Annotated in this window: 19 protein-coding genes; 8 read left to right on the top strand and 11 right to left on the bottom strand. The window is 43.6% G+C overall.

Annotation, left to right across the window (positions count from 1 at the left end):
• Positions 1-65: 65 nt before the first annotated feature.
• The 4 genes from NST85_RS06310 to NST85_RS06295 all read right to left on the bottom strand — a co-directional run bounded on the left by NST85_RS06310 (position 66) and on the right by NST85_RS06295 (position 6,675).
• On the bottom strand, positions 66-1,745 hold the full coding sequence (locus NST85_RS06310) for an extracellular solute-binding protein (RefSeq protein WP_127192135.1): 1,680 nt from the start codon (positions 1,743-1,745) through the stop codon (positions 66-68).
• A gap of 322 nt (positions 1,746-2,067) precedes the next feature.
• Positions 2,068-2,934, bottom strand: coding sequence for an IS3 family transposase (locus NST85_RS06305; protein WP_170220213.1), 867 nt, complete (start codon positions 2,932-2,934; stop codon positions 2,068-2,070).
• On the bottom strand, positions 2,883-3,233 hold the full coding sequence (locus NST85_RS06300) for a helix-turn-helix domain-containing protein (RefSeq protein WP_127193234.1): 351 nt from the start codon (positions 3,231-3,233) through the stop codon (positions 2,883-2,885). Before NST85_RS06300 ends, NST85_RS06305 begins: the two co-directional genes overlap by 52 nt.
• A 151-nt stretch (positions 3,234-3,384) precedes the next feature.
• Positions 3,385-6,675 (bottom strand): OmpL47-type beta-barrel domain-containing protein, encoded by a 3,291-nt coding sequence (locus NST85_RS06295; protein ID WP_341188859.1) that lies wholly within the window; start codon positions 6,673-6,675, stop codon positions 3,385-3,387.
• Between the two features lie 405 nt (positions 6,676-7,080).
• Between NST85_RS06295 and NST85_RS06290 the strand changes: the two genes are divergently transcribed.
• The 5 genes from NST85_RS06290 to NST85_RS06270 are packed head-to-tail and all read left to right on the top strand — an operon-like array spanning position 7,081 to position 10,667.
• Positions 7,081-7,659, top strand: coding sequence for a CD3073 family putative ECF transporter S component (locus tag NST85_RS06290; protein ID WP_127194925.1), 579 nt, complete (start codon positions 7,081-7,083; stop codon positions 7,657-7,659).
• Positions 7,649-8,161 (top strand): CD3072 family TudS-related putative desulfidase, encoded by a 513-nt coding sequence (locus NST85_RS06285; RefSeq protein WP_341188858.1) that lies wholly within the window; start codon positions 7,649-7,651, stop codon positions 8,159-8,161. Before NST85_RS06290 ends, NST85_RS06285 begins: the two co-directional genes overlap by 11 nt.
• Entirely contained in the window at positions 8,161-9,003 is an 843-nt protein-coding gene (locus NST85_RS06280) for an ATP-binding cassette domain-containing protein (protein WP_341188857.1), read from the top strand. The genes NST85_RS06285 and NST85_RS06280 overlap by 1 nt, the downstream gene beginning before the upstream one ends.
• On the top strand, positions 8,988-9,866 hold the full coding sequence (locus NST85_RS06275) for an ATP-binding cassette domain-containing protein (protein WP_341188856.1): 879 nt from the start codon (positions 8,988-8,990) through the stop codon (positions 9,864-9,866). The genes NST85_RS06280 and NST85_RS06275 overlap by 16 nt, the downstream gene beginning before the upstream one ends.
• A gap of 9 nt (positions 9,867-9,875) precedes the next feature.
• Positions 9,876-10,667, top strand: coding sequence for an energy-coupling factor transporter transmembrane component T family protein (locus NST85_RS06270; protein ID WP_341188855.1), 792 nt, complete (start codon positions 9,876-9,878; stop codon positions 10,665-10,667).
• Between the two features lie 105 nt (positions 10,668-10,772).
• Here the strand turns inward: NST85_RS06270 and dcuC are convergent, their stop codons facing one another.
• The 4 genes from dcuC to NST85_RS06250 form a co-directional block, all read right to left on the bottom strand.
• On the bottom strand, positions 10,773-12,203 hold the full coding sequence (gene dcuC / locus NST85_RS06265) for a C4-dicarboxylate transporter DcuC (RefSeq protein WP_127194920.1): 1,431 nt from the start codon (positions 12,201-12,203) through the stop codon (positions 10,773-10,775).
• A 24-nt stretch (positions 12,204-12,227) separates the two neighbouring features.
• Complete coding sequence (gene rihC / locus NST85_RS06260) at positions 12,228-13,151, bottom strand: ribonucleoside hydrolase RihC (RefSeq protein ID WP_127194919.1); 924 nt, start codon at positions 13,149-13,151, stop codon at positions 12,228-12,230.
• A gap of 66 nt (positions 13,152-13,217) precedes the next feature.
• A complete protein-coding gene (rbsK, locus tag NST85_RS06255; RefSeq protein ID WP_341188854.1) occupies positions 13,218-14,102 on the bottom strand; it encodes a ribokinase in 885 nt (294 codons plus the stop codon).
• A gap of 13 nt (positions 14,103-14,115) precedes the next feature.
• A complete protein-coding gene (locus tag NST85_RS06250) occupies positions 14,116-15,090 on the bottom strand; it encodes a LacI family DNA-binding transcriptional regulator (RefSeq protein WP_127194917.1) in 975 nt (324 codons plus the stop codon).
• Positions 15,091-15,585: 495 nt separating this feature from the next.
• Here NST85_RS06250 and NST85_RS06245 point away from each other — a divergent pair, with 495 nt between their 5' ends.
• Positions 15,586-15,978 carry a YkvA family protein gene (locus tag NST85_RS06245; RefSeq protein ID WP_127194916.1) on the top strand — a complete coding sequence of 131 codons (393 nt, stop codon included), beginning with the start codon at positions 15,586-15,588 and terminating at the stop codon, positions 15,976-15,978.
• Positions 15,979-16,127: 149 nt separating this feature from the next.
• Here the strand turns inward: NST85_RS06245 and NST85_RS06240 are convergent, their stop codons facing one another.
• Positions 16,128-16,367 carry a hypothetical protein gene (locus NST85_RS06240; RefSeq protein WP_341188853.1) on the bottom strand — a complete coding sequence of 80 codons (240 nt, stop codon included), beginning with the start codon at positions 16,365-16,367 and terminating at the stop codon, positions 16,128-16,130.
• Positions 16,368-16,499: 132 nt separating this feature from the next.
• Positions 16,500-17,378 carry an AraC family transcriptional regulator gene (locus NST85_RS06235; RefSeq protein WP_341188852.1) on the bottom strand — a complete coding sequence of 293 codons (879 nt, stop codon included), beginning with the start codon at positions 17,376-17,378 and terminating at the stop codon, positions 16,500-16,502.
• Positions 17,379-17,512: 134 nt separating this feature from the next.
• Between NST85_RS06235 and NST85_RS06230 the strand changes: the two genes are divergently transcribed.
• Positions 17,513-19,492: a beta-galactosidase trimerization domain-containing protein gene (locus NST85_RS06230; RefSeq protein WP_341188851.1), complete on the top strand. Its 1,980-nt coding sequence runs from the start codon at positions 17,513-17,515 to the stop codon at positions 19,490-19,492.
• A gap of 586 nt (positions 19,493-20,078) precedes the next feature.
• Positions 20,079-21,083 carry a DUF4003 family protein gene (locus NST85_RS06225; RefSeq protein ID WP_341188850.1) on the top strand — a complete coding sequence of 335 codons (1,005 nt, stop codon included), beginning with the start codon at positions 20,079-20,081 and terminating at the stop codon, positions 21,081-21,083.
• Between the two features lie 102 nt (positions 21,084-21,185).
• Here the strand turns inward: NST85_RS06225 and NST85_RS06220 are convergent, their stop codons facing one another.
• On the bottom strand, positions 21,186-25,328 hold the full coding sequence (locus tag NST85_RS06220) for an S-layer homology domain-containing protein (protein WP_341188849.1): 4,143 nt from the start codon (positions 25,326-25,328) through the stop codon (positions 21,186-21,188).
• Between the last annotated feature and the right edge of the window lie 210 nt (positions 25,329-25,538).

Below are 25,538 nucleotides of genomic sequence, written 5' to 3'. Positions count from 1 at the left end.
TCTCACCTCGCTGTATTAAAAGAGGGGTTGTTGTTAGTCAACCCCTCAATTCATCTCTCATGCAATTATTTGTGACTTGCGTACCACTCGTTCACTTCTTTGGTAATGTCATCGCCGCCAAGCTTCTTCCACTCTGTAACGAATTTATCGAATTCATCGACGGACACTTGGTTCATAATGATTTTGAAATAGATTTCGTCGCGCTTCTTCTTCAGAAGTTCTAGACGATCCACCATCGTAGGCGTAGCTGCGCCATAGAATTTGTCTTGCAGATACTCTTTGTTTTGCATCATTTTCGGATTATGAGAGCTTGCGCCATTCGGACCCGAAATTAAATATTCCCACCACATGTTGATATCGCTGCCGTCAACATATTTCATCGCGCGCTCATAACGTGTTTCTTGATCGTTCGTTTGAAGAATACTAGGATCTTTCGTTTCAATCGCTTTCGGCAGAATTTCACCGTTGTTATCTAGCTGTTTACCAACGCGTAGTGGGCTAAGCAGCCAGTAGTTGTTACCTTTTTCTATCTTGTCTTTACCGTACTTATATACTTTTTGATCTTCCGTTGGATGGTTATCCACTGCGATCCATTGGTTCACCAAGCGGATAACGCCCTCTGGGTGCTTCGCTTGCTTGGAAATAACATAATACTGATCCACGCCTAAGCCAATTTGATTCAGTGTCGGATTACCATCCGCGGATGGAATTGAGTATGCGCCCCACTCTTGCACGACTTTACCGTCTTTGATAGCGCCCTTCGCCAGCTGTGCAGGCGTCCAGGATGCGCCGAATACGAGACCTACATTGTTGTTATAGAGAAGTTCTGCTTCTTTCTCTGTATCTTTCACGGCGAACTCAGGATCGATTAATCCCTTCTTAAACATATCCTGCAACGCCTTGAGCGCGTCTTTCACTTGCGGTTGAATGTCGCTGTTCACGAGATTACCGCTGTCATCTTCCATCCACATATTCTCATACGCATGGTAGGCGTTGAGGAATGCGCGGAGACCCGTTACACCTGTATCGATTTTGAATGGTTCCTTGCTGACTGCGAGACCGTAAGGTTTACCTGTGCCCCCTGGGTCTTTCGTCTTGAAGGCTTCAGCGATCGTGAGTACGTCTTGCATCGTCTTCGGTTCAGGCAGGTTCAATTTCTTCAGCCAGTCCGTACGTACGAACAAGTATTGGAATTGGTAAGGATTGTAGGAGCTCGGAATCCCCATCAGTTTCCCATCGATCGTCGCCGTCTTCATCTGCATGCCGCCGTCCATCGTCAGGAACTTCTTCGTCTCATCCGTTGCGTTCTCGTCGTATACATCCGTGATATCCATGATCATGTCTGCATCAGCCAGATCTTTGAGCTGTGTCGCTTCCACAAGCATTAAATCCGGAATATCGTTAGATGCGATCGTCATTTTCAATTTTTCTTTGAACTGAGTGACGTCTGCCACCCATTTATTCGTAATCTTCACGCCAATGTCTTTCTCATACGCATCATAGACGGAGTTCTTGTCGAAGCTCTCACCTTCATCAAATATAAGATATGGATCACTTTGTGAAACCGTCGACACTTCCACAACTTCCTGCACATCCTGTGCGCTCTCTTGTATCGGTGCCGTTGTCGCGTTGCTTGGCTTCTCAGCCTGATTCGCCTTATTCGTCGCATTATTGCCGCCGCACGCAGTTAAGGCAAAGCTGAGGACCAATGCACCGATCAGAAGACTTTTCTGCTTTCTTTTCATGTAACCCCTCCCAATTATCAAAATATAACACCAAACTCTACCAGTATGTTACAGCCTCTTTGCTTGATTTTAGTATAATAATGTAACCGCATTCATTCCATACACTACTCTTTACTTTCATATACACCTCTTGACTACGGTGTTTTTGATCTTGCTGGATGGGGCGTTTTTACCAAGCGGACGGAGTCTGGATAACAGCCAAGCAAAAACTATTTATTCTGTTTCTAAAATTTCTGAAGTTGGGATCATAATAATCTTCAACCTAAAAAAAACCACGGTGATCATTGGTCAAGACCCCAATTAGTAGACACTGTAAAAACACCTAGGACACAAGCTGGTTCCTGTACTCAACAGGAGTCAGCTTGTTTAATTTTCGTTGTGCTCTATCTTCGTTATAAAAACGAATAAATTCTTCAATTCTTCTTTGTGCCTCATCGGTACTTCGTATATCATAAGGGTAGAGTGCTTCGACTTTAAGATGAGAGAAGAAGCTCTCGATTGAGGCGTTGTCATAACAATTCCCTCGACGTGACATGCTGATTTGGGCTCCAACCTGTGGCAGCATGTCATGGTAAGCATGAGACGTGTACTGGCTTCCTTGATCGCTGTGAACGATCAGCCCGGTCACGTCTTTATGCTTTTCAAACGCCTTTCGAAACGTCTCTAAGACAAGCGGATTGTCATTATTCCTACTAATGTGGTATCCGACGATTTCGTTATTCCACAGATCTTTAATGGCAGATAAGTAAATCTTGTCATCAAAAACACGATATTGCGTAACGTCTGTTGCCCATTTCAGATTAGGTTTATCGGCTTTAAAGTCTCGGTTCAACAAGTTCTCTGCGATCCTTCCATCCGAAACAGCCGCCTCATGACTTGTTCTATGGACGTACTTACGGCGTATAATCGCTTGAATACCTAGTTCCTGCATGAGTCGTAGAACCTTCTTATGATTCACTACAAGACGATATTGGCGATACAATTCATCCTGTATACGACGGTATCCTACAGTCTTGTTACGTTGCTCATAAATGATACGGATCTTAAGCTTCAAATCCTCGTCAATATGCTTATTCTTGCGCTTTAAATAAGCATAGTAACCGCTTCTGCTAATCCCCAAATATACACAGAGCTCCTTTACGGTTTGTTTATGCTTAAGTTCGTCGATGACGACATATCTATCCTGCAACCCTCCCGATTCAAGATTTGTAACCACTTTTTTAGGACATCTACCTCCAACTGCAAACGACGCAACTCACGCTCTTGCTCTGTTTCAGCCTTGTGTGGATCTCCACGTCTATCTTCAAATGCAGCTTGTCCTTCTGTCCGATACTTCCTCACCCAAACCTTAACACGGTTTTTATCGTTTATTTCTAAGTGTTCTGCAATCTTTCTGTAGCACCATCCATCCTCAATAAACAGTCCTACCGCTTCTACTTTAAGAGACTCAGGATAATGCTTAAACTTCTGACCCTTCTTTGCTGGCATAAAAAATGCACCCCCTAGAATTTCATCGGCTAAACCCGGGGGTTTTTCCAATGTCTATTCTAAGGGGTGCACTTCACATAAGATCCGTGGCTTTTTTAGGTTGAGCTATTTTGCAACAATGACCGTTTGCCCTACCTTAATTCATTTCTTATTACTTTACAACACGAACCGTAATGATCTCGCTTGAAGACATACCCGAAGCGTTGATTAATTCGGCACGGTATTCATATGTGCCTACGGCTCTATCTTTCAGACCAGTTACAGCACGCTGTGCATTGGGGGTAATTTCTGCAAGATTCTGGGTATCTACTAACTGTCCATTCTCGTAAAGTCGATACTCGGAACCATTGGTTCCCCACCACATATTCATAGAGATGTTGTAATTCCCATCACCATCCCAGTTATCTTGGGATAATACGGGTTTACCTGGACCTGCATTCGTTACCACGACAATAAGTGGATTCGACACAGTCGCTCCTTGTGAATTGATCAATTCACTAGTATAAATATAGGTTCCATTCGCTTTGCCAGTAATATCTATTGTTAATGCCTGTGCAGTCGGCGAAGAATCAGTTAACTGTCTTGTAGCGATTAATACACCGTCCTCGTACAACTTGAATTCAGAACCGTTATTTCCCCACCACATATTCATGGAAATTGTGTAATTCCCATCTCTAATCCCTGTATCGTAGCCATTATTGTCAGACAATACAGGCTTGCCAGGGGCACCTTGCGCAAGTAGCTGGCCTACACGAAATGGAGTACTATTCTTGGATACATTACCGGCAACATCCACTACTGTATATTGCACGTTGTGATCACCTACACCAAAGTCTTTGGCATTGATCGGTTGGCCAATTGCAATTTCTTTCCCATCGACCGATAGATTTTGCGTAGCTATACCAGACCCTGTATCCGTACTAACAAGTTCAAACTTTAAGACATCCTGTTCTAGTACATCTCCAACTGCTTTGCCTGATTGGGTCAATGTGACGATTGGCGCAGTTTTGTCCAATTTCACTTCGATAGACTTTGTCGCTTCGATATTACCAGCAGCACTCACTGAGAAGTAGCGAACGACATTAACTCCTTCAGAATCAATTGTTACAGGCCCGGCATAAGTAACTTCAGGTCCATCATTTATCGCGTATTTCGTCGTAACTTTACCCGAGCCTTGATCTGTAGCAGTTAAAGTAAGGTTCACAGCTTGATTAAACCAACCGCTATTGTTAGCTGCAGCTGACAGAGTAGCTGTAGTAACAGGTGGAACTGTGACAGGGATAAGCGAAATATCACTTAATCCACGTACCTTTAATTGATAAATTCCTTTAAAGATCGAGGAAACTCCACTCAAGTTCACTACCTGACCTTCCTGATAAGGAAAACCTTCAAGCTGTAATCCTGTTCTCACATCTACACGGACATGATTACTGACGTTACCACTTACCGCATCGAATTCAAAAGAACCGGTAGGAACAGCCTCTATAATATTACGAATCGTAACATCACGGAGTTCAATAATTTGCCCTTGATTCCCGTCATTTACAGTAGTAGCCTGCTTTGCAGTTGGTAATTGCGCTACCCCCGTTTTCTCTATAGATACAGGATTAGTTAACTCAAGCTCCGCATTATAAAGGGCAAGTGGTGCTGTAATTTTCACAACATCGCCTTGATGAAATCCACTTGTACTCTGGAATACATAAATACCACCTGTCGCATCTTGCAGATAGAATGATTGTCCGCCAAATGCACCGGGTTCTGTCGTTATCGTCCCTTGGAAAGTGACTACAGTCCCTTCTGCTTTGCTCCGTCCTTCGGCGATCGTGATTAAAGTAGGAGTAGGATTTCCTTCAGCCGGGAGTGGTTCTGCAGGCACATTCGCTAGCGTTACTGAATTAGTTATAAGGTTATTCCCATTCAGTCTTAATCTAAGATTAGCAGCGCCCGTTGTACTTGGTTTGACTCTAACGGTTAAATCTTTATAGGCACGACCTTGGCTATTCGAAGTTACACTGAAATTTCCGTATCCATAAGCTGCCGGCCAAGTACCATCCTGATTCTGAATCTTCGCTATTTGTGTACCACCGGATGTCAGATAGATTCCCGTACTAAAACCTGATACGGTCGAATTGGCCGGTAGATTATCCACTACGACACGGATTTGGAAATCCTGTGCATTAGGAAGTGTGGCTTGATGTACGAAACTATAGGATGCATTAGCACTCGCTGTAGCACCACCATACGAACCAGCTTTAAAAGTTGACTGATCCCACCATTTGTAACCCGCAGCAGGAGTAGACCATGGTTCAGATTGTGGTTCAGTAGAAGCTTCTGGTGCCTCAAAAGGAAGTAACGTTGTCTTCTCATCCAATTGTAAATTAGGTACTTGATCTAGACTTGTATAATTTTCTTGCTTCGATAACCAATTCACCATATTCACGAGCAGAGTTGCATCATCTTGCTCTTTAAAGCCATCATATGTGGTCTTCGAAGTTCCTGTTTCCTCACGTACATATTTAGGGGAAGCATCCTCTACAGGCGAGGAATCTCCAATGAATGCAGCTTTACCTAATCCAACTTTGGATACAGCTGCGTAAGGACCTTCCGCAATGCCCCCGCCATTATAAACGCCTTGATCTACCGCATTCCCCCAAGCTGCAGTAGTCTTAGGTAGATATACGATTCCTTTGGCTTTAGTAGGGTCAGTAATAGCTAGAGTAGAACCAGCATGCATGGCTACTTTTGATACCCCATCTGTTATGCCAAAAGCTTGATTCGACGCAACAATCCCATTTGCAGTAATATCACCTAGAGCATTATAACGGAATCGAATCCCAAAATTACTACCAAGCCAGTCTGAGCTAACGACATCTTGCATCGCAGCGGAATTTCTCTCCTCCGTGCTCATTCCTTTCGCGGGATCCACCCATGCCCCCCGCCGATAACCATTTATAGATTCGGAACCATCCCAGCGGTTCTTATTACGATCTGCATTATAGTGATCCCCGATAAAGAAGATGCTTCCACCTTCCTTCACGTACCGTTCCATAGCGGCTTGTTCACTTTGTTTAAAAGGAATGTTCGGCTCCGCTACAATAAATACAGAATAGCTACTGAGGTCACTATAAGTAAATGATGAAGCCTTGCGAAGCTCTTTCACATCATATCCATTGTTTGCTAGTGCATTGCCAAAATCCGAAAATCCACCGTCAATGACCCAATCAGCAGCTCCAGCTGTCTGTCCATGCGTGTTATCGAACAGAACTTTTTTACCTGCATTTTCATTGACTACTTTTGCCGCAATGTACGGTGCAGGATCACTTGGTCCTTCAGCATAAGTTGATGGAAGTGCGCCACCAAACCCCAACTGAATTGATAACGCTAAAGACAACGCAACTCCCGACCTCAACCATTTAGCTCCGATTCTAGCAAACTTATTCATTATTTCCCTCCAATTTATAATAGATAGTACAACATCCTCATTCTGCCATTGGAGTATTATTGGAAAACCATGGTTATGTAAAAAAATATGTAAATAGCGGAAGTTGTTTTAAATAAAATCGCGGATATTGTTACCTAGATTACAAACACCTAACCCTAAAGTTCTTATCAAGTATTTATCTTGACATATGCAGAAATTTAACTAGAATAAAGTTTATTAATCCAATGAGTTTAGTCAAGATTAAGCTTGAATCGTCTGTAGATGTTTGGCTAACCCTCTGTTATACACAGTTGCAAACATCTCGTTAAGTACAAAGGAGGAGTCCGATTCATTCATGATTTTAGAATATGTGATTTACAACCGTGGTTTGCTAATTTTTATAATCTAGCTTAAGGAGAAGATCATATGAACAAAAAAACTCAAATCATTACTATAAGTGCATTGGCTGTAGCTATTAACGTTATAGCCGGTACCATTGTGGGAAGTCTAAAAATTCCTTTTCTGTTTCTCGATACCGTCGGAACTATTTTCACCGCTGCTATATTCGGACCTCTTTGGGGAATTCTAGTTGGGATTGTTACAAATTTGGTTCTAGGCGTAACATCCGGATATACCGCCATTCCTTTTGGACTTGTCAATGCCGTTGTTGGTCTTGTTGTTGGTCTATTGGCTAGAAAAAAAGGGTATCGCTTATCAACAGCACTCACATCAGGTGCGATTTTAGCCATCCTTTGCCCGTCTATAGGTACTATTATTGCCATTGGCCTATTTGGTGGATTAACAGGTGGAGCGCATGATGTAGCCATCCTTTGGCTCAAACAGGCTGGAAGTAGCTTGTTCACTGCTGCCTTTCTTCCTCGACTCGCTGAAAATTTAGTAGATAAAGTTCTATCTGCCGTTCTCATATACTTTGTCGTTAAAAACCTGCCGCAATCTCTGATCAAGACGTCTAATAGAAAGAAGAAATCATCCATTGAAGCGTAGTAAACAACTCCTTGTCGTCTCACACTGTGTCATTAATCAGAACGCAGTCGTGGACGGCGAAGCTCGTAGTCCAGGCATCATGAAAGCGGCAGTTGACTGGTCCTACAAACAAGGTTATGGAATTTTCCAACTCCCATGCCCCGAATTTACCTTCCTTGGTCCTGACCGCCCGCCTATGACGGTTGAGGAATACGATACACCAGAATTTCATAATCATAATCGCAAAATATTACTACCGTATATTGAGCAACTAAAGGTTTATCAGGATCACGGCTACGAGATCGTAGGAGGACTCGGTATATCCGACAGCCCTTCGTGTGATCCAGGAAAAGGCGTATTTATGCAAGACTTTATTCAGATCGCAACTGAATATGAAGTGAACATTGATTTCTTCTGGAAAATTCCAAATACCCCAAGCGGTAAGTTCGATCCGAATCATCCGAAGAGCATATTTGGGCCTGTATCATCATCCATCAAGGTCAATGAGGCGGTGAAGGAATAATGATTGAAATTCAGAACGCTTCATTCTCCTACACGGAGTGGGAGGACGAAGAGGATACTCAGTACGCTTCTCGTGTGCTTCATCAAATCACTTCTAGCATTAAACCTAACGAATTTGTAGCGTTGCTTGGACGTAATGGGTCTGGAAAATCTTCCCTAACCCGTCTGCTTAACGGAATTGAACTTCCATCTGAAGGCTCTGTTCAGGTGGAAGGAAGATTCACACATGTTTCTCAGAGCATCCCGCTGATCCGCAGAGCTGTACAGATCGTGTTCCAGAATCCAGAGAATCAACAGGTTGGGATGACTGTTGGTGAAGACATAGCCTTTGGTCTGTCAAATATCGGCTATCCCCAGCATCAAATTCAGGAACGTATTGCCTGGGCTATTGACCTCGTAGGCTTGGATGCCGATGAGGATCGTCCTGTTACTCATCTCTCAGGTGGAGAACAGCAAAAACTCGCCCTGGCCTCTGTGTTAGCCTTATCTCCAATGTATCTGATTCTAGACGAAGCCACCTCCATGCTAGACCCCGTGGCCAGAAAACAATTTGTTCGTACATTACATGAAGCGCGTAAGCGGCAGCCTTTCGCCCTCATTTACATTACACATCATCTAGAAGAAGTTCTGGAAGCAGATCGTTGGATTTTGTTCCGTAATGGGCATCTGTATCTTGATGGCTCCCCAGATCAATTTTTGACCAACGAAGCTCTCCTGTCAGAATGTGGCTTGGAATTACCATATTATCATGCTCTGGCTCTTTCATTACAGGGCAAAGGGATTCCAGTCTCAACCTCTCTAGGGATAGAAGAATTGAGGGAATTGTTATGCAGATTCAATTGAACAACGTCTCCTTCACTTACGAGAAGAAGAAAAGGAAGACAACTTCTTTCCTTGCCCCTCCCGTTCTAAATCAACTTCATATCACGATTAAGAGCGGCGAAATGCTGGCTATTGCTGGAAAATCAGGTTCCGGTAAATCCACTTTTCTACAGCTACTCAAAGGATTTCTTGCTCCAACAACAGGAAACGTGTTACTGGACGACATCGATCCTAACTCTTCGCGAAAACCTGAGTTGTTTGATCAAGTCGGCTATATTTTTCAGTACCCCGAACATCAATTATTCTCAACAACAGTATTTGATGATATTGCATTTGGACTGCAAAGTGCCAAACTACCTAAAGAAATTAAAGAACAGAAAGTTCGCAAAGCAATGGAAGCCGTTCAATTGGACTATGAGGAGTTCAAAGATCGCAGTCCATTTGAGCTAAGTGGTGGTGAGAAGAGACGGGTTGCAATCGCTGGAGTTGTAGTGCTTGAGCCTAAGCTGCTTATTCTTGATGAACCAACTGCCGGCCTGGATCTACCATCCAGAACTGCATTATTCCAGCTTCTGCATCAAATGAATGAGGAACAGGGACTCACGATTATCTGGGTTAGCCATCAGCTTGACGAAATTGTAAACCATGCATCTAGACTGCTGGCCTTGAAGAACGGCATCTTCATTGCAGACGGTTCACCCGTCACAACCCTTTCTGATCCTGAATTATTGGAGTCCTTCGGGTGGGAAGAACCTTCTGCACTTGTCGTATCGCGCATGCTTAGACAGTTTGGAATCACTTCTAGCAACGGTAAGTTATCACCGGAAGAGGCTGCTGATGCCATTTCTTTAATACTTAACCAACAACAAATTCTAGTTAAATGAGGAACTATCATGGGAAATAACAGCTTTCTTTTGTATCGAAAACAAAATACGTGGCTGGAACAATGGGACCCTCGAATGAAGATTACTGTAAGCCTCATATTCGCTGCAAGCTTACTGCTGAACCATAACTTGCTACTAAAGACCGCTCAAATTGTGCTACTGATCATTCTTTGGTGGATTGCCAAATTGTCATGGCGGGCTCTCGTATTCACATTGCTCTCCTTAACGATCTTCTTCATTTCGACGATGATTTACCAGTCGATACTGATTACAAATCCCGGAGATTCCATGATTCAACTTGGAGTTCTGACGTACTCCTTACAAGGAGCTATTAATGGGATCTTGATGTGTGAACAAATTGCCGGAATTGTTCTACTCTTATCTTTGCTCGTTCGTACCACATCACCCATCATTCTGGCAGAAGGATTGGAGATGATTCTTAAACCGTTCAAGAAGCTTCGCTTCCCCGTCCATGAAGCAGTCATGATGTTCACAATCGCCCTTCGATTTCTACCAATTCTAATCGAAGAAATCGACAAGATCCGAAAGGCACAAATGGCGCGCGGCGGTGGCTTTCATCGTAAGGGAATATCCTCTCGCTTTCGTGGCATATTCCCTATGCTCATGCCACTATTTGTTCTATCGATATTACGAGCTAAGGAACTCGCCGTTGCTATGGAATCCCGCTGCTATCAAGGAGATGAAGGGCGTACTCCGATCCGATTATATCGACTTCATCCCCGAGATTATTCCATACTGGCCTTCTCAGTCTTCAATCTATTACTCATTTTTATTGTATGAGGACGGACAAATATCACTAGCACATAAGCAAATTACCAAGAAGAGCAGGCACAATGCCTGCTCTTCTTGGTAATCATTACGTTTCTATTCGACCTCAATACGAAATTATAGGAATACAATCATGGATAATACGAACATAAACACTACACCAGCAATCATTGGAACCGATGTTCTTTTTACAAGCTCAATTGGATTCTTCTTAACTGTTCCAGCAACAATGAGGATAACCGCAGCTACAGGAGATACAGCTCTGAAGAGGTTACCTGCTAGACCAAGTGGTACTGAGATAGCAATTGGACTAATTCCAGCTGCCACAGCTAATGGAACGATTAGAGGTACCATGGCAAAGAATAGGGCCGTACCACTTCCACTCAATATTACGATCAGAGCCGTTAAGGCTACCATGATGAGAGGTAGAATAAAGTCTAATCCATTACCTTGAATACTTTGCATAGCTGATTGAAGTTCGTCAACCAAGCCAATCGATTTCAAACCGGTTACAAATACGGATGCTGCAACCAACAGAGCCACAATAGGAACTGCTCCGCCCATTCCTTTAAAGAATGCTTCCGTCTTTTCCAAGACACTCTTATTACCTTTATGTCTAATTAATTCACACACAATAGCAAGAACAAAGGATACTAATGTAGCAATCTCAACGCTAATTTCGATGGTGCTACCCGTAATAATCTGTGCAGCATAAGCGCCTAACAAAAGAATAATTGGGAAGATTGGGAGAATCGCATATACCGTTTTGTATAATTTACCTCCAGTAATTGCAGCGACACTATCCACTTCCACATGCTCATCTTTGCCAGCTTGTCCAGTTAAGCCTGCTTTTTTATCCAATCTCTTCTGCCAGAAGTAATGAACGAAAGCTATAAAGATCAATGTTGGTATTGAAATTAAAGCATGATAGTTGAACACATAGTCAGTAACTGTTAAACCTGCAAATGAAGAATGTTTCGCTAATTCTTCCGCAATCGCCACGTTGTCGCTTCCTAGAGGAGTCGGAACAATGGTGGCTGACGTAGCTATTACCGCACCCGCAGTTAATGCAGACATACCCGTTTTTCTTAAAATCGGATATAGAGTAGCAAGTAATATAATAGCTAAGTTTGAGGCACTTGGAATAACAAGTGAAAGTGCGTTTCCTAATAAGAATACCAAGGGAACTAACACATATACTGATTTAATCTTCGAGATAGGTTTCGTTAGCGCGTTGACAGTAACTTCATTGGCACCAATCGATGACATGTAAGCTGTATATCCTCCCAATAGGAGAATAATAAAACCTGCCGCAGTAAACGTTTGTTTAAACTGAGTGACAATCACTTGGAGCGGATCTAACCATACGACTCCCGTTGAGACAAAGTCTTTGACGGCGATTTCTTTACCCATAGCAGTACTAACCAAGATCAACAGGATCCCGATAAGGAATAGTGAGATCTTAATGTCCATTTTTTTAATTAACATGTAGATTACTACTGCTACACCAATAATAGCCGAGGCATACATTACTAAATTAGAACTCATGATTGAACCCCCTTCTCCTCACTGTTAGTTACATTTCTTCAAGCTATCCATGAACCATTGCTTAAACATTTGAGGATCTATATCCACACATACTTTTGCGTTATTAGGCTTCCCTAAATATCCCTTTAAATCCACTACCGTACATCCTGTTGTCATGGAACCGTTCAATTCTACATCCACGAATGTATCTACTACTTGGAACATTTCCGGCTTGAGTAGATAAGCAATTGCAGTAGCGTCATACATTTTCAAACCTGTTTTCATGCTACCGCCTCTGTATTTCTGGAATAGCTGATAGATCATATTTCCTGTTTGATTCATGACTTTAAGTTGCTCACTATCTTCAGGATACACTAGGGCTTTCAAACCAACATCGAGTCCCACCATAACAAGTGGTAGATTGCTCTGGAACACGATCTTTGCTGCTTCAGGATCGGCATAAATATTAAACTCCGCCATAACACCGGCATTTCCCCGACCTGTTGAACCGCCCATTAAGACAATTTCAGCAATGTTTTCTTTGACTTCTGGATACATTTTTAATAAAAGAGCAATATTCGTTAATGGACCAATCGGAACTAAAGTAATAGGCTCTTTACTGTCCATAATGACGCGATACATCGCATTCACGGCATTTTCTTTGAGAACAAGATCTTCCGTTGGCTCTTCAAAATCAAAACCATCCATTCCTGTAGATCCATGTATATCACTGGCATCGATCGGCTCTTTGATCAGTGGTCTATCCGCTCCAAGAGCAACCGGTACATTTTTATTGAAAAACTTCAGCAATCTCAAGGCGTTAATTGTCACCTTATCAAGTCCAACATTTCCGCCAACGGTAGTTATTAAGCGAACATCTAATTTCTCACTGAATAGTGCTATTGCAAGTGCTACTGCATCGTCGATCCCTGGATCTGTGTCAATAATAATTGGTCTAGTCGTTGTCATTGTTTTGTTCCTCCTTGAATGTATGAAGTAAGCGATTTCAATAATGTTACAGACTTTGTAGTCTGATCACCCCCGACTCTTAATAAACAATTCAACCTCTTCACCCGTAGGCATACCGGTTTGTGCTCCTAGCTTTGTCGTTGATAAGGCAGCAACCGCATTACCGTATTTACAAGCATCTTTTAAACTAAATCCTTTGCTCAGTGCATGGGCTAATCCTCCATTAAAAGAGTCACCGGCTCCGGTAGTATCAACAACAGCTATCTTATAAGCAGGAATTTCTACTTCTTGATCCTGTTCATAAATACAAACTCCCTGACTGCCCTTAGTGACGATAAGTTTCCCATTCAACTCTTCAGCACTTCTTCCTTGTCTGAGCAATGTCTGTTCATGTTCATTTGGGGTAAGATAATCAATATCTTTAATTAAATCAGAAGGCAATTCTTGAATAGGTGCCGGATTAAGAATGACCTTAACTCCATTTTCCTTGGCAATCTGCACTGCTTTTCGTATACCTTCAAGTGGTGTTTCCAACTGAACAATCAGAATATCACTATCCGCGATAACATCCCGTTTCGATTCAACGAATGAAGCCGTTACATAATTATTTGCCCCAGGTACAACAATAATACTGTTATCTTGATCAGAGACAATGATTGTAGCCGTGGCAGTTACATCTGTAACCGGTTCCACATTACTCACATCTACACCTTGTTCTTGAAGGTGCTCTAGAATATCCTTGCCAAATCTGTCATTCCCCACGCAACCAATCAGTTGAACATGCGCTCCAAGTCTAGCCGCAGCTACTGCTTGATTGGCACCTTTTCCGCCTGGATTCATTTGAAAATGTTCGCCGAATAGCGTCTCCCCCCTCTTCGGTACTTGAGAAGTAATCGTAACTAAATCCATATTTATACTTCCGACAACAGTAATTTTGGGTCTCTGCTCCATTTCTATCTACTCCTTACGTTGAATTTCTCTCTATAAGTTCAACATCTAATCTATAATAAGTTTGCCCAACTTCTTCCCGATTCATTAAACTAACTAACATCGTTGTAGCTTTTTCGCCCAATTCGTAGATCGGCTGTACGATGGTTGTTAGTTCCGGAATCGTTACGGAGGACAATTTGATTCCATCAAATCCGATAATTGAAAGTTCCTCTGGTATTCTTTTGCCAAGCTGATAAGCGGCTTTCATTGCTCCAATTGCCATAATATCATTTGCTGCAAAAATACCGTCAATTTCAGGATGTATCGTTAAAAGTTCAAGTGTTGCTTCAATCGAAGATTCCATATCATAATCTCCGTTAATAATGTAGCTCTCATTAAACCACGGTTCCTGATGAACTACTTCTCTATACCCTTCACAACGCTCGTCCGCATTGACAACCCCTTGGGGACCTCTGATATGTGCAATTCTTCTACAGCCTTTATTTATCAGAAAGTCAGTAGCAACACCAGCCCCTTTCGAATTCTCTACAACAATCGTTGGAAGGCCTTTGCTGATTTCTCGGTCAATACTTACTACAGGAATATTAAGTTCTTCAATCTGTGTAGCGGTCATCGTATTAGAAGAAACAATGATACCGGTTACATAGTTCTGCTGTAACATGTCTAGATATGTCTGTTCTTTCACTTTATCTTCATCTGAGTTGCATAGAATAACGTTGTATCCAAACTTAGAAGCCGTATCTTCGACAGCTCTAGCTAGCTCGGGAAAGAAAGGATTCATGATATCCGGCACGATTAAGCCAATCGTATTCGATTGTTTCTTGAACAAACTTCTTGCTACTTCGTTAGGCTTGTAGTTCAATTCTTTAATCGCTTGTTCTACCAATTCCCTTGTACGCTGTCCCACATATCCTTTGTCGTTCAACACTCTAGATACTGTGGCCACAGATACGCCAGCAAGCTTTGCAACATCTTTAATCGAAGCCATATCTTCACTCCACCCTAATAGGTAACCGGTTACACATAGAATATACTACTTATTTATTCGCAAGTCAACTCTACTTGTTTGTCCTTATTTGCCCATTATACCAAATGGGGTTTGCAGGGGAATGGAGGCTTAGTGGAGGCTTGCAAAATGAGGGCTCGATGCTGAATTAGTGGCGGCTCAACCAAAATAAGGATCAACCAAGTGAGGGCTCAGCGCAATATTCGGCTGTTTGGACGTGCTCAGACATCAGTCACATCAATCTAACGGAACTGAGAAACCTTATTTCTTCTAAATGATGCTCTAATACACCATAATGATGAAATAACGTCTCCTGGTTCCGTTAGAATGCTGAACAGTAGAATATATCGCAAATAAGGTCGCTGAGTTCCGTTACAGTGGTTGGAGAAAGCGGCTTTGAGTTAGATAGCTGATTTTTGTTTAAGATAACAAAAAGAACTATACTGAGTTAAACGATTCTTCAGGAGGTAATCCGTGATGAAGAAAGACGATCGGCATTTAGGTGCAGAACTGACAGCAGATAATATGCCTTATAGCAAAAAGAATGAGGACATCGTAACGAAGAACTTTTGGGCCAAGACCAAGAAATTTGCTGGAAAAATACCATTCACCAAAGATGCGATTGCGATGTATTATTGTGCGGTAGACGCGAAAACCCCGTTATGGGCAAAAGGTATCGCCTTCGGTGCACTCGCTTATTTCATCTCTCCCCTCGACGTGATTCCGGATGCGTTGATCGGACTTGGTATAACAGATGATGCAGCCGTGATTGCGGCAGGGATCAAGGCAATTGCCGGTCAAGTTACGGACGAACACCGGGATAAAGCGGATACATTCTTTAATGGAGACAACGAACAGGCGCAGCCCTAAGGCTACGCCATAAGAATCATCTGGACAGCTCTCTGTGGAGAGCTGTTTTGCTGTACATACCTCTCCCCATTTCTTAGAACACAAATAAGCTGTCCAAACCGTCATCCACATGACTACTTGGACAGCTTATTTTAACAGGGTAACCCCCATTAATTATTCAAGACTTTACGCAGCAGTGTCTCCACGTTCTGCGGACGTCTGCGTTTCATAGGCTCAACGACAACGACTTTTGCACGTTTTTGTGCTTCTTCATTTAGAACTTCTGCGGTATCATTCGATTCGATTAATCCAATGAGATTCATGATACGATCCATATCTATATTCGGAAATAGCAAACCTTTTTTGTTTCTGCTAATGACGCCCACTCCAATGTTTGATATTCCGCTCACAAAAAAAACGAGACAATAAACACTGTAATACATTTTCCGGAAATATTCCACAAAAAACCGCCCATTTCTGTCTTTTCACTGAAATTTAGATATCTCCCTTAAGGCTTGTCTCCCTATGTAGCGAAATCATCCTCACTCCATGAGATACACCTGATGATGCTTGCGATACTCTCCAGGCGTGAGTGAGGTCTGACGTTTGAACAAACGTATGAAATAATTATTGTCATGCAGTCCGCACAACTCACCGATCCGTTTCAATGGTAGCTCGGAATGGGCCAGCAACCGCTTGGCCTTCTCGATCTGCTGGTGATGACGGTATTGTAGCGGACTCATCCCTGTATACTGCTTCAGGCAGCGAGCTAAGTGATCGAAATGATAGAGTAGATCACGCTCCATCTGCCCGGAGTCAAACGGTTGATCCAGGTGCTGGTTCAAATACGCAGCAACCTTCTCACTAAGAAAATAGGAACGGGCTTGTGGACTGCTGCGTCTCATTCCGTTCTGCACTTGCAGGAGGAATTGACCAAACAGAACTTGCAACTCGAAGGAACGCTGCCGGGTAAGCATATGGTGCAGATCAAGCATCTCTGCCAGTATGGGCTGGATCGTACGCAAATCCACAGCAGCGAATTTAGGGACTTCAATGAGTCCAGATGGAGGCTCAATATCCTGATCTGTCTGTTGAAGCAATGGCTGCTTCCAGTCGGTCTTCTCCTTCAATATCGGCGCTACTGAAGACGGATACTTGAAATGAATCCAGTATACCTCAGTCTCCACCTCAGTTGGCTGGTAGCCGCGATGTATTTGTCCGGGTTCAAGAATCAGCATCATTCCTTCCACAACCTCGTAGTTGTATCCGTCTTCCTCCATATACAGCGCCCCTTTGGCGCAAATAATGAGATCAAATACTTCAAAGCAGCGCTGGGCATGTTGCACTCCAGGTTGCCATACGGCATGGCCGATTGCCGCTAGCAGCGGGTACGGTGGAACTTGAAGTTCAAGAACTTTCATAATATGACCTCCATTAAAAAATGCAGAAAATGTACTATAGAAAGTCGTAATCGTCGGCTGTATTCAAGCAGCCTCTCTATTAGAGTGGTAGATATAATACGATTCTAACATTTAATGACCAGGGGGACGCAAGCATGAAATTTCGTCAGGTTCATCTCGATTTCCATACATCTGAAGCCATTGAAGGTATTGGCAGTGGTTTTTCGAAGCAGCAATTTCAGGAAATGCTCAAGATTGGGCATGTTGATTCTATCACCATATTCTCTAAGTGCCATCATGGCTGGGCTTATCATCCAACAAGTGCTAATGAAATGCATCCACATCTATCCTTTGATCTCCTCGGTGCACAAATCGAGGCTGCACATGAAATCGGTGTAAAGACGCCTGTCTATCTCTCCGCTGGACTGGATGAGAAGCTAGCACGTAGGTATCCGCAGTGGCTCATCCGTAATGAGCAGGAACAACTCAATTGGGTGAGCAATTTCATGACGCCAGGATATCATCAATTCTGCATGAACACCCCTTATCTTGATATTCTGGCTCAGCAAGTGGAGGAAGTTGTGAAGAACTATGATGCAGACGGAATCTTCCTCGATATCGTCGGCGTCCGGGAATGTTACTGCCAATATTGCGTTACCGACATCCGCAAGCAAGGTTCCGATCCACGTAACATACAAGACATGCGTAAGATGTGGGAAGAGACCTATACAAGGTATGCCACAAGGATGAACGAGACAGTCCACGCGATCAAGCCTGGCCTACCCGTGTTCCATAACAGCAGCCACGTCGACCGCGGACGGCGCGATCTGGCACATCTCAACACCCACTTGGAGCTAGAATCGCTACCGACAGGGGGCTGGGGTTATGACCACTTCCCGCTCTCCGCGCGTTATGCGCAGACCCTCGGCATGGATTTCCTCGGGATGACCGGGAAGTTCCATACCTCCTGGGGTGAGTTCGGCGGATATAAGCATCCGAACGCTTTGCGCTATGAAGCGGCACTGAGTCTAGCCAATGGGGCTCGCTGCTCCATCGGAGATCAATTGCATCCTGGCGGCATGATGGACATCGCCACGTATTCATTGATCGGTGAAGCTTACCGCGAGGTGGAAGAGAAAGAAGACTGGTGCCGGGATACCACGTCCATAGCCGATATTGCGCTGCTGTCGCTGGAGGCGACTACATGGGAAGCTGGATATGAGGATATCGAGCTTCGCAACAGATATGATCATGATACCGGAGCAGTAAGAATTTTGCTGGAAGGCAACTATCTATTCGATGTGGTGGATATGCAAGTTGATCTGGCTAAATACAAAGTCGTTATTCTGCCAGACGCCATTCTAATCACAGAGACCATGAAGGCCAAACTAGCGGATTTCCTTGCAACTGGCGGTAAGGTTCTGGCTACTGGACGTTCGGGACTATCTTCCGACGGAACCCGATTTGAACTTGATTTGGGTGTAGAATGGCAGGGAGTTTCCACATTCAATCCTTCTTACTTCAGACCAGATTTCGAACTTCCTTCTCTCCGCACTGCTTCCTTCGTCATCTATACCGAAGGACAGAATGCAGTGTCAACACCGGAAGGTATCGTGCTAGGCCACAAGGAGAATTCATACTTCAACCGCGACTTGTTCACCTTCTGCTCACACCAGCATACCCCTTCCGATCTGCAAGAGGCCGGAGTTGGCATGGCCGAAGGATCAGACGGAATTTATATAGCGTGGAATGTGTTTGAGGATTACGCCGTGAAAGGAAGCCTTCCAGTCAAGGAAATCGTCTGTTATGCATTAGATCGCTTGCTAGAGAACAAAACTCTAGTCACCAATTTGCCTGCGCAAGGGGTTACTACATTGCAAGTGCAGACGGCATCCAACCGCTGGGTGAACCATTTGTTATATGCTTCTCCAGTCCGCAGAGGGAAAGGTGTCGAGGTTATCGAGGATCTGCCTACGCTCATGAATACGGAGGTCACCATTGCGGCGACAGAGCAGGTAAAAGACGTATATCTAGCGCCTCAGAACGTGAAACTACCATTTAGCCAGGTGGACGGTCACGTTACTTATACGGTACCGCTATGGTCATGTCATCAGATGGTTGTACTACAATTCTAGTAAGTAGCTGAATAGTGATATCGATTAGTCTAGGGGTGTTCCCACAACCGTTGAAATGGTTGCGGGAACGCTTTTTTTATGCGGAGTCATGCTGGATGTAATGCAAGGGAGATATGCATTCCTAATTCCACACTTATGCACCCAACGCCACAACGATCAACCTCGATTCTATCCTCAAATTGAGGTGCGAGGTGGTGGCGGAGGCAGAGACAGAGTGAACTCGCGGACATAGAATCCGTTATTTATTACATTCCACTATGTATTGCGATCCTCGCGGACTTAGGTTCCGTTATTCGCACATATCAGCCCTGAATTCATTCTATTCATAGGCAATAACGGATCTCCTGTCCGCATAAGCACTCAAAAGTGGCAAATACGAAGGAATAACGGAACGTAAGTCCTCATAGCACAAGATAATATTTTTAAATCACTACAACTCCCCCCTACGCTCACTTAGACAAAACTGCAGACTCCACTCCTCCCTAACTCCCCAACAGTAGTAAATACATATGTAACATCTACAAGTATTGTTATTGACTTTCGGTTTAAAATAGCAGACGCTAATGGGAATAAAGGAGGGAGATTTATGACGACGCTGTATCAGGAACGACTAGCCTTATTTGCAGACAACAGTCGGCAGACAAATAAAATATTTAAATGGCGAAGTGTGCAGGTTAACCGTCTTGCTGCTCTGCTGTTTGCGCTAGAAGACAGAGCTGTTGAAGGGGATGAGCTACATAACAGTTATGCCCTGATTAAGGACTCCACGGGGCCTTTCTCGATGTTCAGGGGAAACTCGGCAATCAGCATTTCAGCTTTACTCTCTTTAACACAGGATCCGAAACACATACTAACGCAAACAATGGAAGTCTATGACCTAATGAAAGCAAGTAAATTCAGAACCTCCGATTACCTTGTTGTCGCCGCCTATCAGATCGCTGCTCACACGCAGCCTGATCAATATAAATATACGGTAGAAAGAGCAAAGGCCTTCTATGACCGGATGAAACAATCCCGCCGTTTCCAAACCTCGCAGGACGATTATATTTTTGCCAGTATGCTAGCCCTGTCTGGGGTTGATGTAGAAAGCTGTGGCGACCGGATGGATCGGCTCTATGAAGCACTAAAGCCACAGCTCCCCTTCCGATCCGGGAACAGCATACAGGCACTGACACAGGTATTAGCCCTTGGTGAATCCGACGAGTCTACCTCGGTATCCCGTGTGCTCGAACTTAGGGATATCTTCCGTGAGCAAGGACTGCGTATGGATAAAGAGTATACACTGCCATCACTAGGCATATTATCCTTACTTCCATCTGAGATAGAGAGTATCACCACAGATATCGTAGAATCCTATAACTATCTTCGGACGGAGAAAGGCTTTAGCGGCTGGTCCATTACCCAGCCTGAGCTGCTACTACTCTGCGCTGCACTGGTAGCTTCCGAGCATTTGAAAAATGCCCGTGGCGGTACACTACTTACAACAGCTACCGCCACCAGCATAACGAACATAGTCATTGCCCAGCAGACTGCCCTAGCCATGGCTGCAGCAATTGCCGCATCTTCAGCGGCTTCTTCTAGCTCGCATTGAAGAAGCCAGGCAATACCTGTGCTAATCGAAGGTAAGGTGGGACATATAAAAAAAGGTAATCCTCTTCACTTTCGAGGATTACCTTTTTGTTCATTCACAATGTTAGATTAAATCTAATTTTTGCAACAGCCTTTGAATAAGCGTAGCAACCTCTGCCCTTGTAATGAAAGCTTTTGGAGCAAGCTGCGTTCCGTTCCTACCTGAGACAATGCCAGCCTGCAAGGAGTCTGCAAAGCTTTCCTTCGCCCAAGCCGAAGTGTTGTTTGCATCTGTGAATTGGCTCAATAGTTGCTCCGCACTATTAGATGAGAGCTTCTCCTTCAAATTGGTGATGGTCATTGCTCTTGCCATAATCACCATCGCTTGTTCACGGGTAATTTTGTCATTTGGACGGAATGTACCGTCATTATAACCATCGATTAGTCGGTACGAGAGTGCCGTATGAATTGCACTGTTGTACCACGATGATGACTTAACATCCGAGAATGAAGGCGCTCCCTCTTCCAGCTTAAGTCCTAATCCACGAACGATAATCGCTGCAAATTCAGCACGGGTTATCTCTGTATCAGGGCTGAACATACCATTACCCGTACCATTGATGACCATTCGCGATCCCATGTTATTGACCGCATTTTTTGACCAGTGGCTCGCCACATCACTGAATTCTAGGGGATTCCATATGATAGCGTACGTACTGTTAGTCAAACTGCTCACTTTAGCATAATGCTTTCCATCGATGACAATAATCTTGGTTGGAACATGGCGAACCGTTCCGTTCGGATCGACCACAATACCCGTCGTTATCTTGTTCGGATCAACTCCATCCGGAATGGCAATGGTACGTTCTATATACGCAGCGAATTTCGATAATTCAACTGTTGTACCAACGTATGTTGCTTTGACTGTGAATTCAATCGCCGGTACGACAAGCGTGAACTTTCCTTGCTCTGCCGCATCTTCAACAACTTTCACCATTTCCGATGTCGGTGCAGCCATTTCGATCTGAATTGTGATGTCTTGCAAAGCTACCGATTGTCCAAATAGATCGGATAGACCGCTGATATTGATTTGCTCTGCAGGCAGGGTATACGTTGCTCGATCGGTTATGATTTCTAATACCGCTTGATAGTCTTGTAGAATTTGGAGAATTTGACCGGACAATTCTGCAATGACAACATCGTCCTCGGTATTCACTGGAATCGAAACGACTGCATGCTGACCTTTAGACGCAAGTATATCCTCCAATTTCTTACGGTCGAGAACAACAGTTACCTCTGTCTGGTCATCTCTTGAAGATGTCGTTACCTTGCCCATATTCACAACTTCACCATTGACCAAAATATCAATGCCCGTATTAGTTACCTCAGGAACGGTTGGCACGGTCGGAACGCTTGGCGTGCTTGGTCCACTTGGAGTCGATGGTTGTGTTGGCGTTGTGGTTCCGGCAGCATTTACAGTAATTTTAGCTGCATTGCTCGTTAAAGTTGCTACTTTTACACCTGTTACACTGTTATTCGTGTTCGTCACGATGACATAATAGTATGTCGTTCCCTCTGTTGTCGTAGGTGCATTATATGTGGACGTTGTGGCAGTATCGATCAGGGTTCCACCACTGTTGCTATTCACACTATTGCTATACCACTGGTAGCTCAGCGTTCCTCCATCACTCACCGTTGCTGCTATGCTCAGCGATACGCTACCACCTATATTCACCGCTTGGTCCACTAGCTGGTTGCTAATAGTCGGCGCAGCAGCATTCGTCAGACCATTCACCGTTACCGTCGCTGGATTGCTCGTTGCCGAAGCTATTTTTACACCTGTTACACTGTTGTTCGTATTCGTCACGACGACGTAGTAGTATGTCGTTCCCTCTATTGTCGTAGGTGCATCATATGTGGAAGTCGTAGCACCATCAATCAAGGTTCCGCCGCTATTGCTATTCACGCTATTGCTATACCACTGGTAGCTCAGCGTTCCCCCATCACTCACCGTTGCTGAAGTGGTCAAATTCGCTGGGTCGCTTAAGCTTACTAACTTATTAGTAGGCTGCGTGTCGATGCTTGGCGGTGCTGCGTTCGTTAGAGTATTCACGATCACTTCCGCCACTGCGCTCGTTACCGAAGCTACTTTCATACCTGTTACACTGTTGTTCACATTCGTCACGACGACGTAGTAGTATGTCGTTCCCTCTATCGTCGTAGGTGCATTATATGTGGAAGTTGTGGCAGTATCGATCAAGGTTCCACCACTGTTGCTATTCACGCTATTGCTATACCACTGGTAGCTCAGCGTTCCTCCATCACTCGCTGTTGCTGCAACGGTCAGATTCGCTGGGTCGCCTATGTTTACTGTCTTATTAGCAGGCTGCGTGTCGATGTTTGGCTCTACTGCGTTCGTTAGTGCGGCAGTTATAAATGTCTGACTAACTCCATAGGATGTTCCTACAATGTTTACTGCCTTCACACGATAATAATAAGTCGTATTTGGCGTCAAACCAGTCAAAGTTACGGCAACGGTAGTATTCCCTGTTCCTGCAGTAATCGATCCCCCTGTTGTTGCCGCAACATTAGTTCCATAATTTGTATCAATCCCATATTCAAACGTAACCGTCGTTTCCGCCCCTCTATCATTAACGATGCCACTTAAGATGGCAGAAGTGGGTGATATGGAACTACCAGCTTCAATTACTACTAATGGAGTAAAGGCTGCATTTACCGTTTTGAAATTGAGAAAGCTCTTGCTGTCAATTCCTGCACGAATAAATCCATTTAAATAACCAAATCCTTTGGAATCTGAATCTACAAAAGCATCTAAGCTAAACGTTATATAATAATCTGTATTTGCATTCAATGAAGTGTCTGGATTGATAGTTACAGTTGAACCTGTAATCGTAACTTTTGCAGAATTGGCTGCAATGGTTTCTACCACACTATCATCAGATGACTTCCTGATATATAAATTTCCAGCACCTGCGGTTACATTCTTTGAAAAATTCAGAACGATATTACTATTAACACCTACTTCAGTAGCATTATCAGCAGGAGTCGAGCTTAGCAAAATAGGTGGTGAACCCGCTGACTTTAACAGAAAGTTCTCTCCAGAAGTTAATGATGTAGAACGACTAATGACATCTAAATCGCCATCGCTATCGTAATCGATAGTATGCATGTTGGTGCCATTCAAACCTGTTAAACTAACAGCTGAAAATGGGCTATCCGGAATGGAATCCCCACTCTGATTTTTCCTTGTATAACTTCCATCAGACTCCCTTTGCATATAAAAATATCCAAAACCGACCGTATTACCATCTTGTTGAAGAGCGTCCAGATCACCATCGTTGTCAAAATCTCCAAATGAAATCCGAAGACCAGCAGCTGTGCTGGCAAATACATCCGCGATTTTTGTAAAAATGCCATTGTCATTTCTTAAAATGAAATTAGTTCCGGATCTATTAATTATATCCTTGTCACCATCGCCGTCAAAATCAACTGCAATAAACATTGTTCCGCTCAATCCCGTCAAATCTGCAGATGCGAATGGACTCCCTGGAATAGACGTTCCTAATTGTTCAAGGCGCGTATACGTTCCATCGGCATTTCGTTGAACATAAATGTAACCTTGGCCGACTTCAGTACCCTCTTGAACCAAAGCATCTATGTCTCCATCCAGATCCATGTCGGCAAACTTTATACGAGTGTCAACTTGTACATCTGGAAAAGGGTCAGTAATGCGAACCATAGTGCCGCTATCATTTCTTAAAATGAAATTGGCCCCTCCTGCCATATGTCCAGAACGACTAATAATGTCTGTGTCCCCGTCGCTATCATAATCCAAAGAAATAATATTAGGAACGAAGTATCCGCCCGTACCATTTAATCCCGTCAAATCTGAAGAAGCAAAGGGCGAATTAGGAATATATGTGCCAACTTGATCAATGGTAGTGTATGTCCCATCTCCATTAGCTCTTACAAATTTATACCCTTCACCCATTACATTTGACTCCTGAACCAAAGCATCAATATCTCCGTCGTCATCATAATCACCAAATGTAATACGTTGAGCCGCTGCTACATCAGGAAAAGGGTCCACTTCACGAGTAAAAGTGGTTGATCCAGCTGCTGCAACTTGTCCAACATTCCAACTAGTAAACGACCAAACAAAGCTAGATAGAACAAACACAGCTAAGACAGCTGAACCCCATCGCTTTATTTGTCGATTTTGACTAGTAAACTTCCTTGTTACCATTCTATCAATCCCTTCCGATTCTTCTCGTTTGCAATATATCGATCAATATCCTTACTAATATCTGCTATCTATTTTGAAAACAAGAAGATTATAACACGAATATCAGACAAAAAGTTCCATCTTCCGACATATGTCTATGAAAAATATCACTCAAACCTTCTTGGACTAAGAATAATAGTTTAATAAATGCCGATTTCCTACAAACAGAGC

The sequence above is a fragment of the Paenibacillus sp. FSL K6-2524 genome (genome assembly GCF_038005525.1).
GTDB lineage: Bacteria > Bacillota > Bacilli > Paenibacillales > Paenibacillaceae > Fontibacillus > Fontibacillus anaericanus.
Note: the sequence above shows the minus strand (reverse complement) of the source record. Positions and strands in the feature narration are given on the sequence as shown.

Coding starts and splice junctions, on each gene's coding strand:
- dcuC (WP_127194920.1), bottom strand. CDS start 12,203: ATGAGTTCTAATTTAGTAATGTATGCCTCGGCTATTATTGGTGTAGCA.
- NST85_RS06300 (WP_127193234.1), bottom strand. CDS start 3,233: ATGCCAGCAAAGAAGGGTCAGAAGTTTAAGCATTATCCTGAGTCTCTT.
- NST85_RS06250 (WP_127194917.1), bottom strand. CDS start 15,090: ATGGCTTCGATTAAAGATGTTGCAAAGCTTGCTGGCGTATCTGTGGCC.
- rbsK (WP_341188854.1), bottom strand. CDS start 14,102: ATGGAGCAGAGACCCAAAATTACTGTTGTCGGAAGTATAAATATGGAT.
- NST85_RS06275 (WP_341188856.1), top strand. CDS start 8,988: ATGCAGATTCAATTGAACAACGTCTCCTTCACTTACGAGAAGAAGAAA.
- NST85_RS06270 (WP_341188855.1), top strand. CDS start 9,876: ATGGGAAATAACAGCTTTCTTTTGTATCGAAAACAAAATACGTGGCTG.
- NST85_RS06245 (WP_127194916.1), top strand. CDS start 15,586: ATGAAGAAAGACGATCGGCATTTAGGTGCAGAACTGACAGCAGATAAT.
- NST85_RS06230 (WP_341188851.1), top strand. CDS start 17,513: ATGAAATTTCGTCAGGTTCATCTCGATTTCCATACATCTGAAGCCATT.
- NST85_RS06235 (WP_341188852.1), bottom strand. CDS start 17,378: ATGAAAGTTCTTGAACTTCAAGTTCCACCGTACCCGCTGCTAGCGGCA.
- NST85_RS06220 (WP_341188849.1), bottom strand. CDS start 25,328: ATGGTAACAAGGAAGTTTACTAGTCAAAATCGACAAATAAAGCGATGG.
- rihC (WP_127194919.1), bottom strand. CDS start 13,151: ATGACAACGACTAGACCAATTATTATTGACACAGATCCAGGGATCGAC.
- NST85_RS06290 (WP_127194925.1), top strand. CDS start 7,081: ATGAACAAAAAAACTCAAATCATTACTATAAGTGCATTGGCTGTAGCT.
- NST85_RS06280 (WP_341188857.1), top strand. CDS start 8,161: ATGATTGAAATTCAGAACGCTTCATTCTCCTACACGGAGTGGGAGGAC.
- NST85_RS06225 (WP_341188850.1), top strand. CDS start 20,079: ATGACGACGCTGTATCAGGAACGACTAGCCTTATTTGCAGACAACAGT.
- NST85_RS06310 (WP_127192135.1), bottom strand. CDS start 1,745: ATGAAAAGAAAGCAGAAAAGTCTTCTGATCGGTGCATTGGTCCTCAGC.
- NST85_RS06295 (WP_341188859.1), bottom strand. CDS start 6,675: ATGAATAAGTTTGCTAGAATCGGAGCTAAATGGTTGAGGTCGGGAGTT.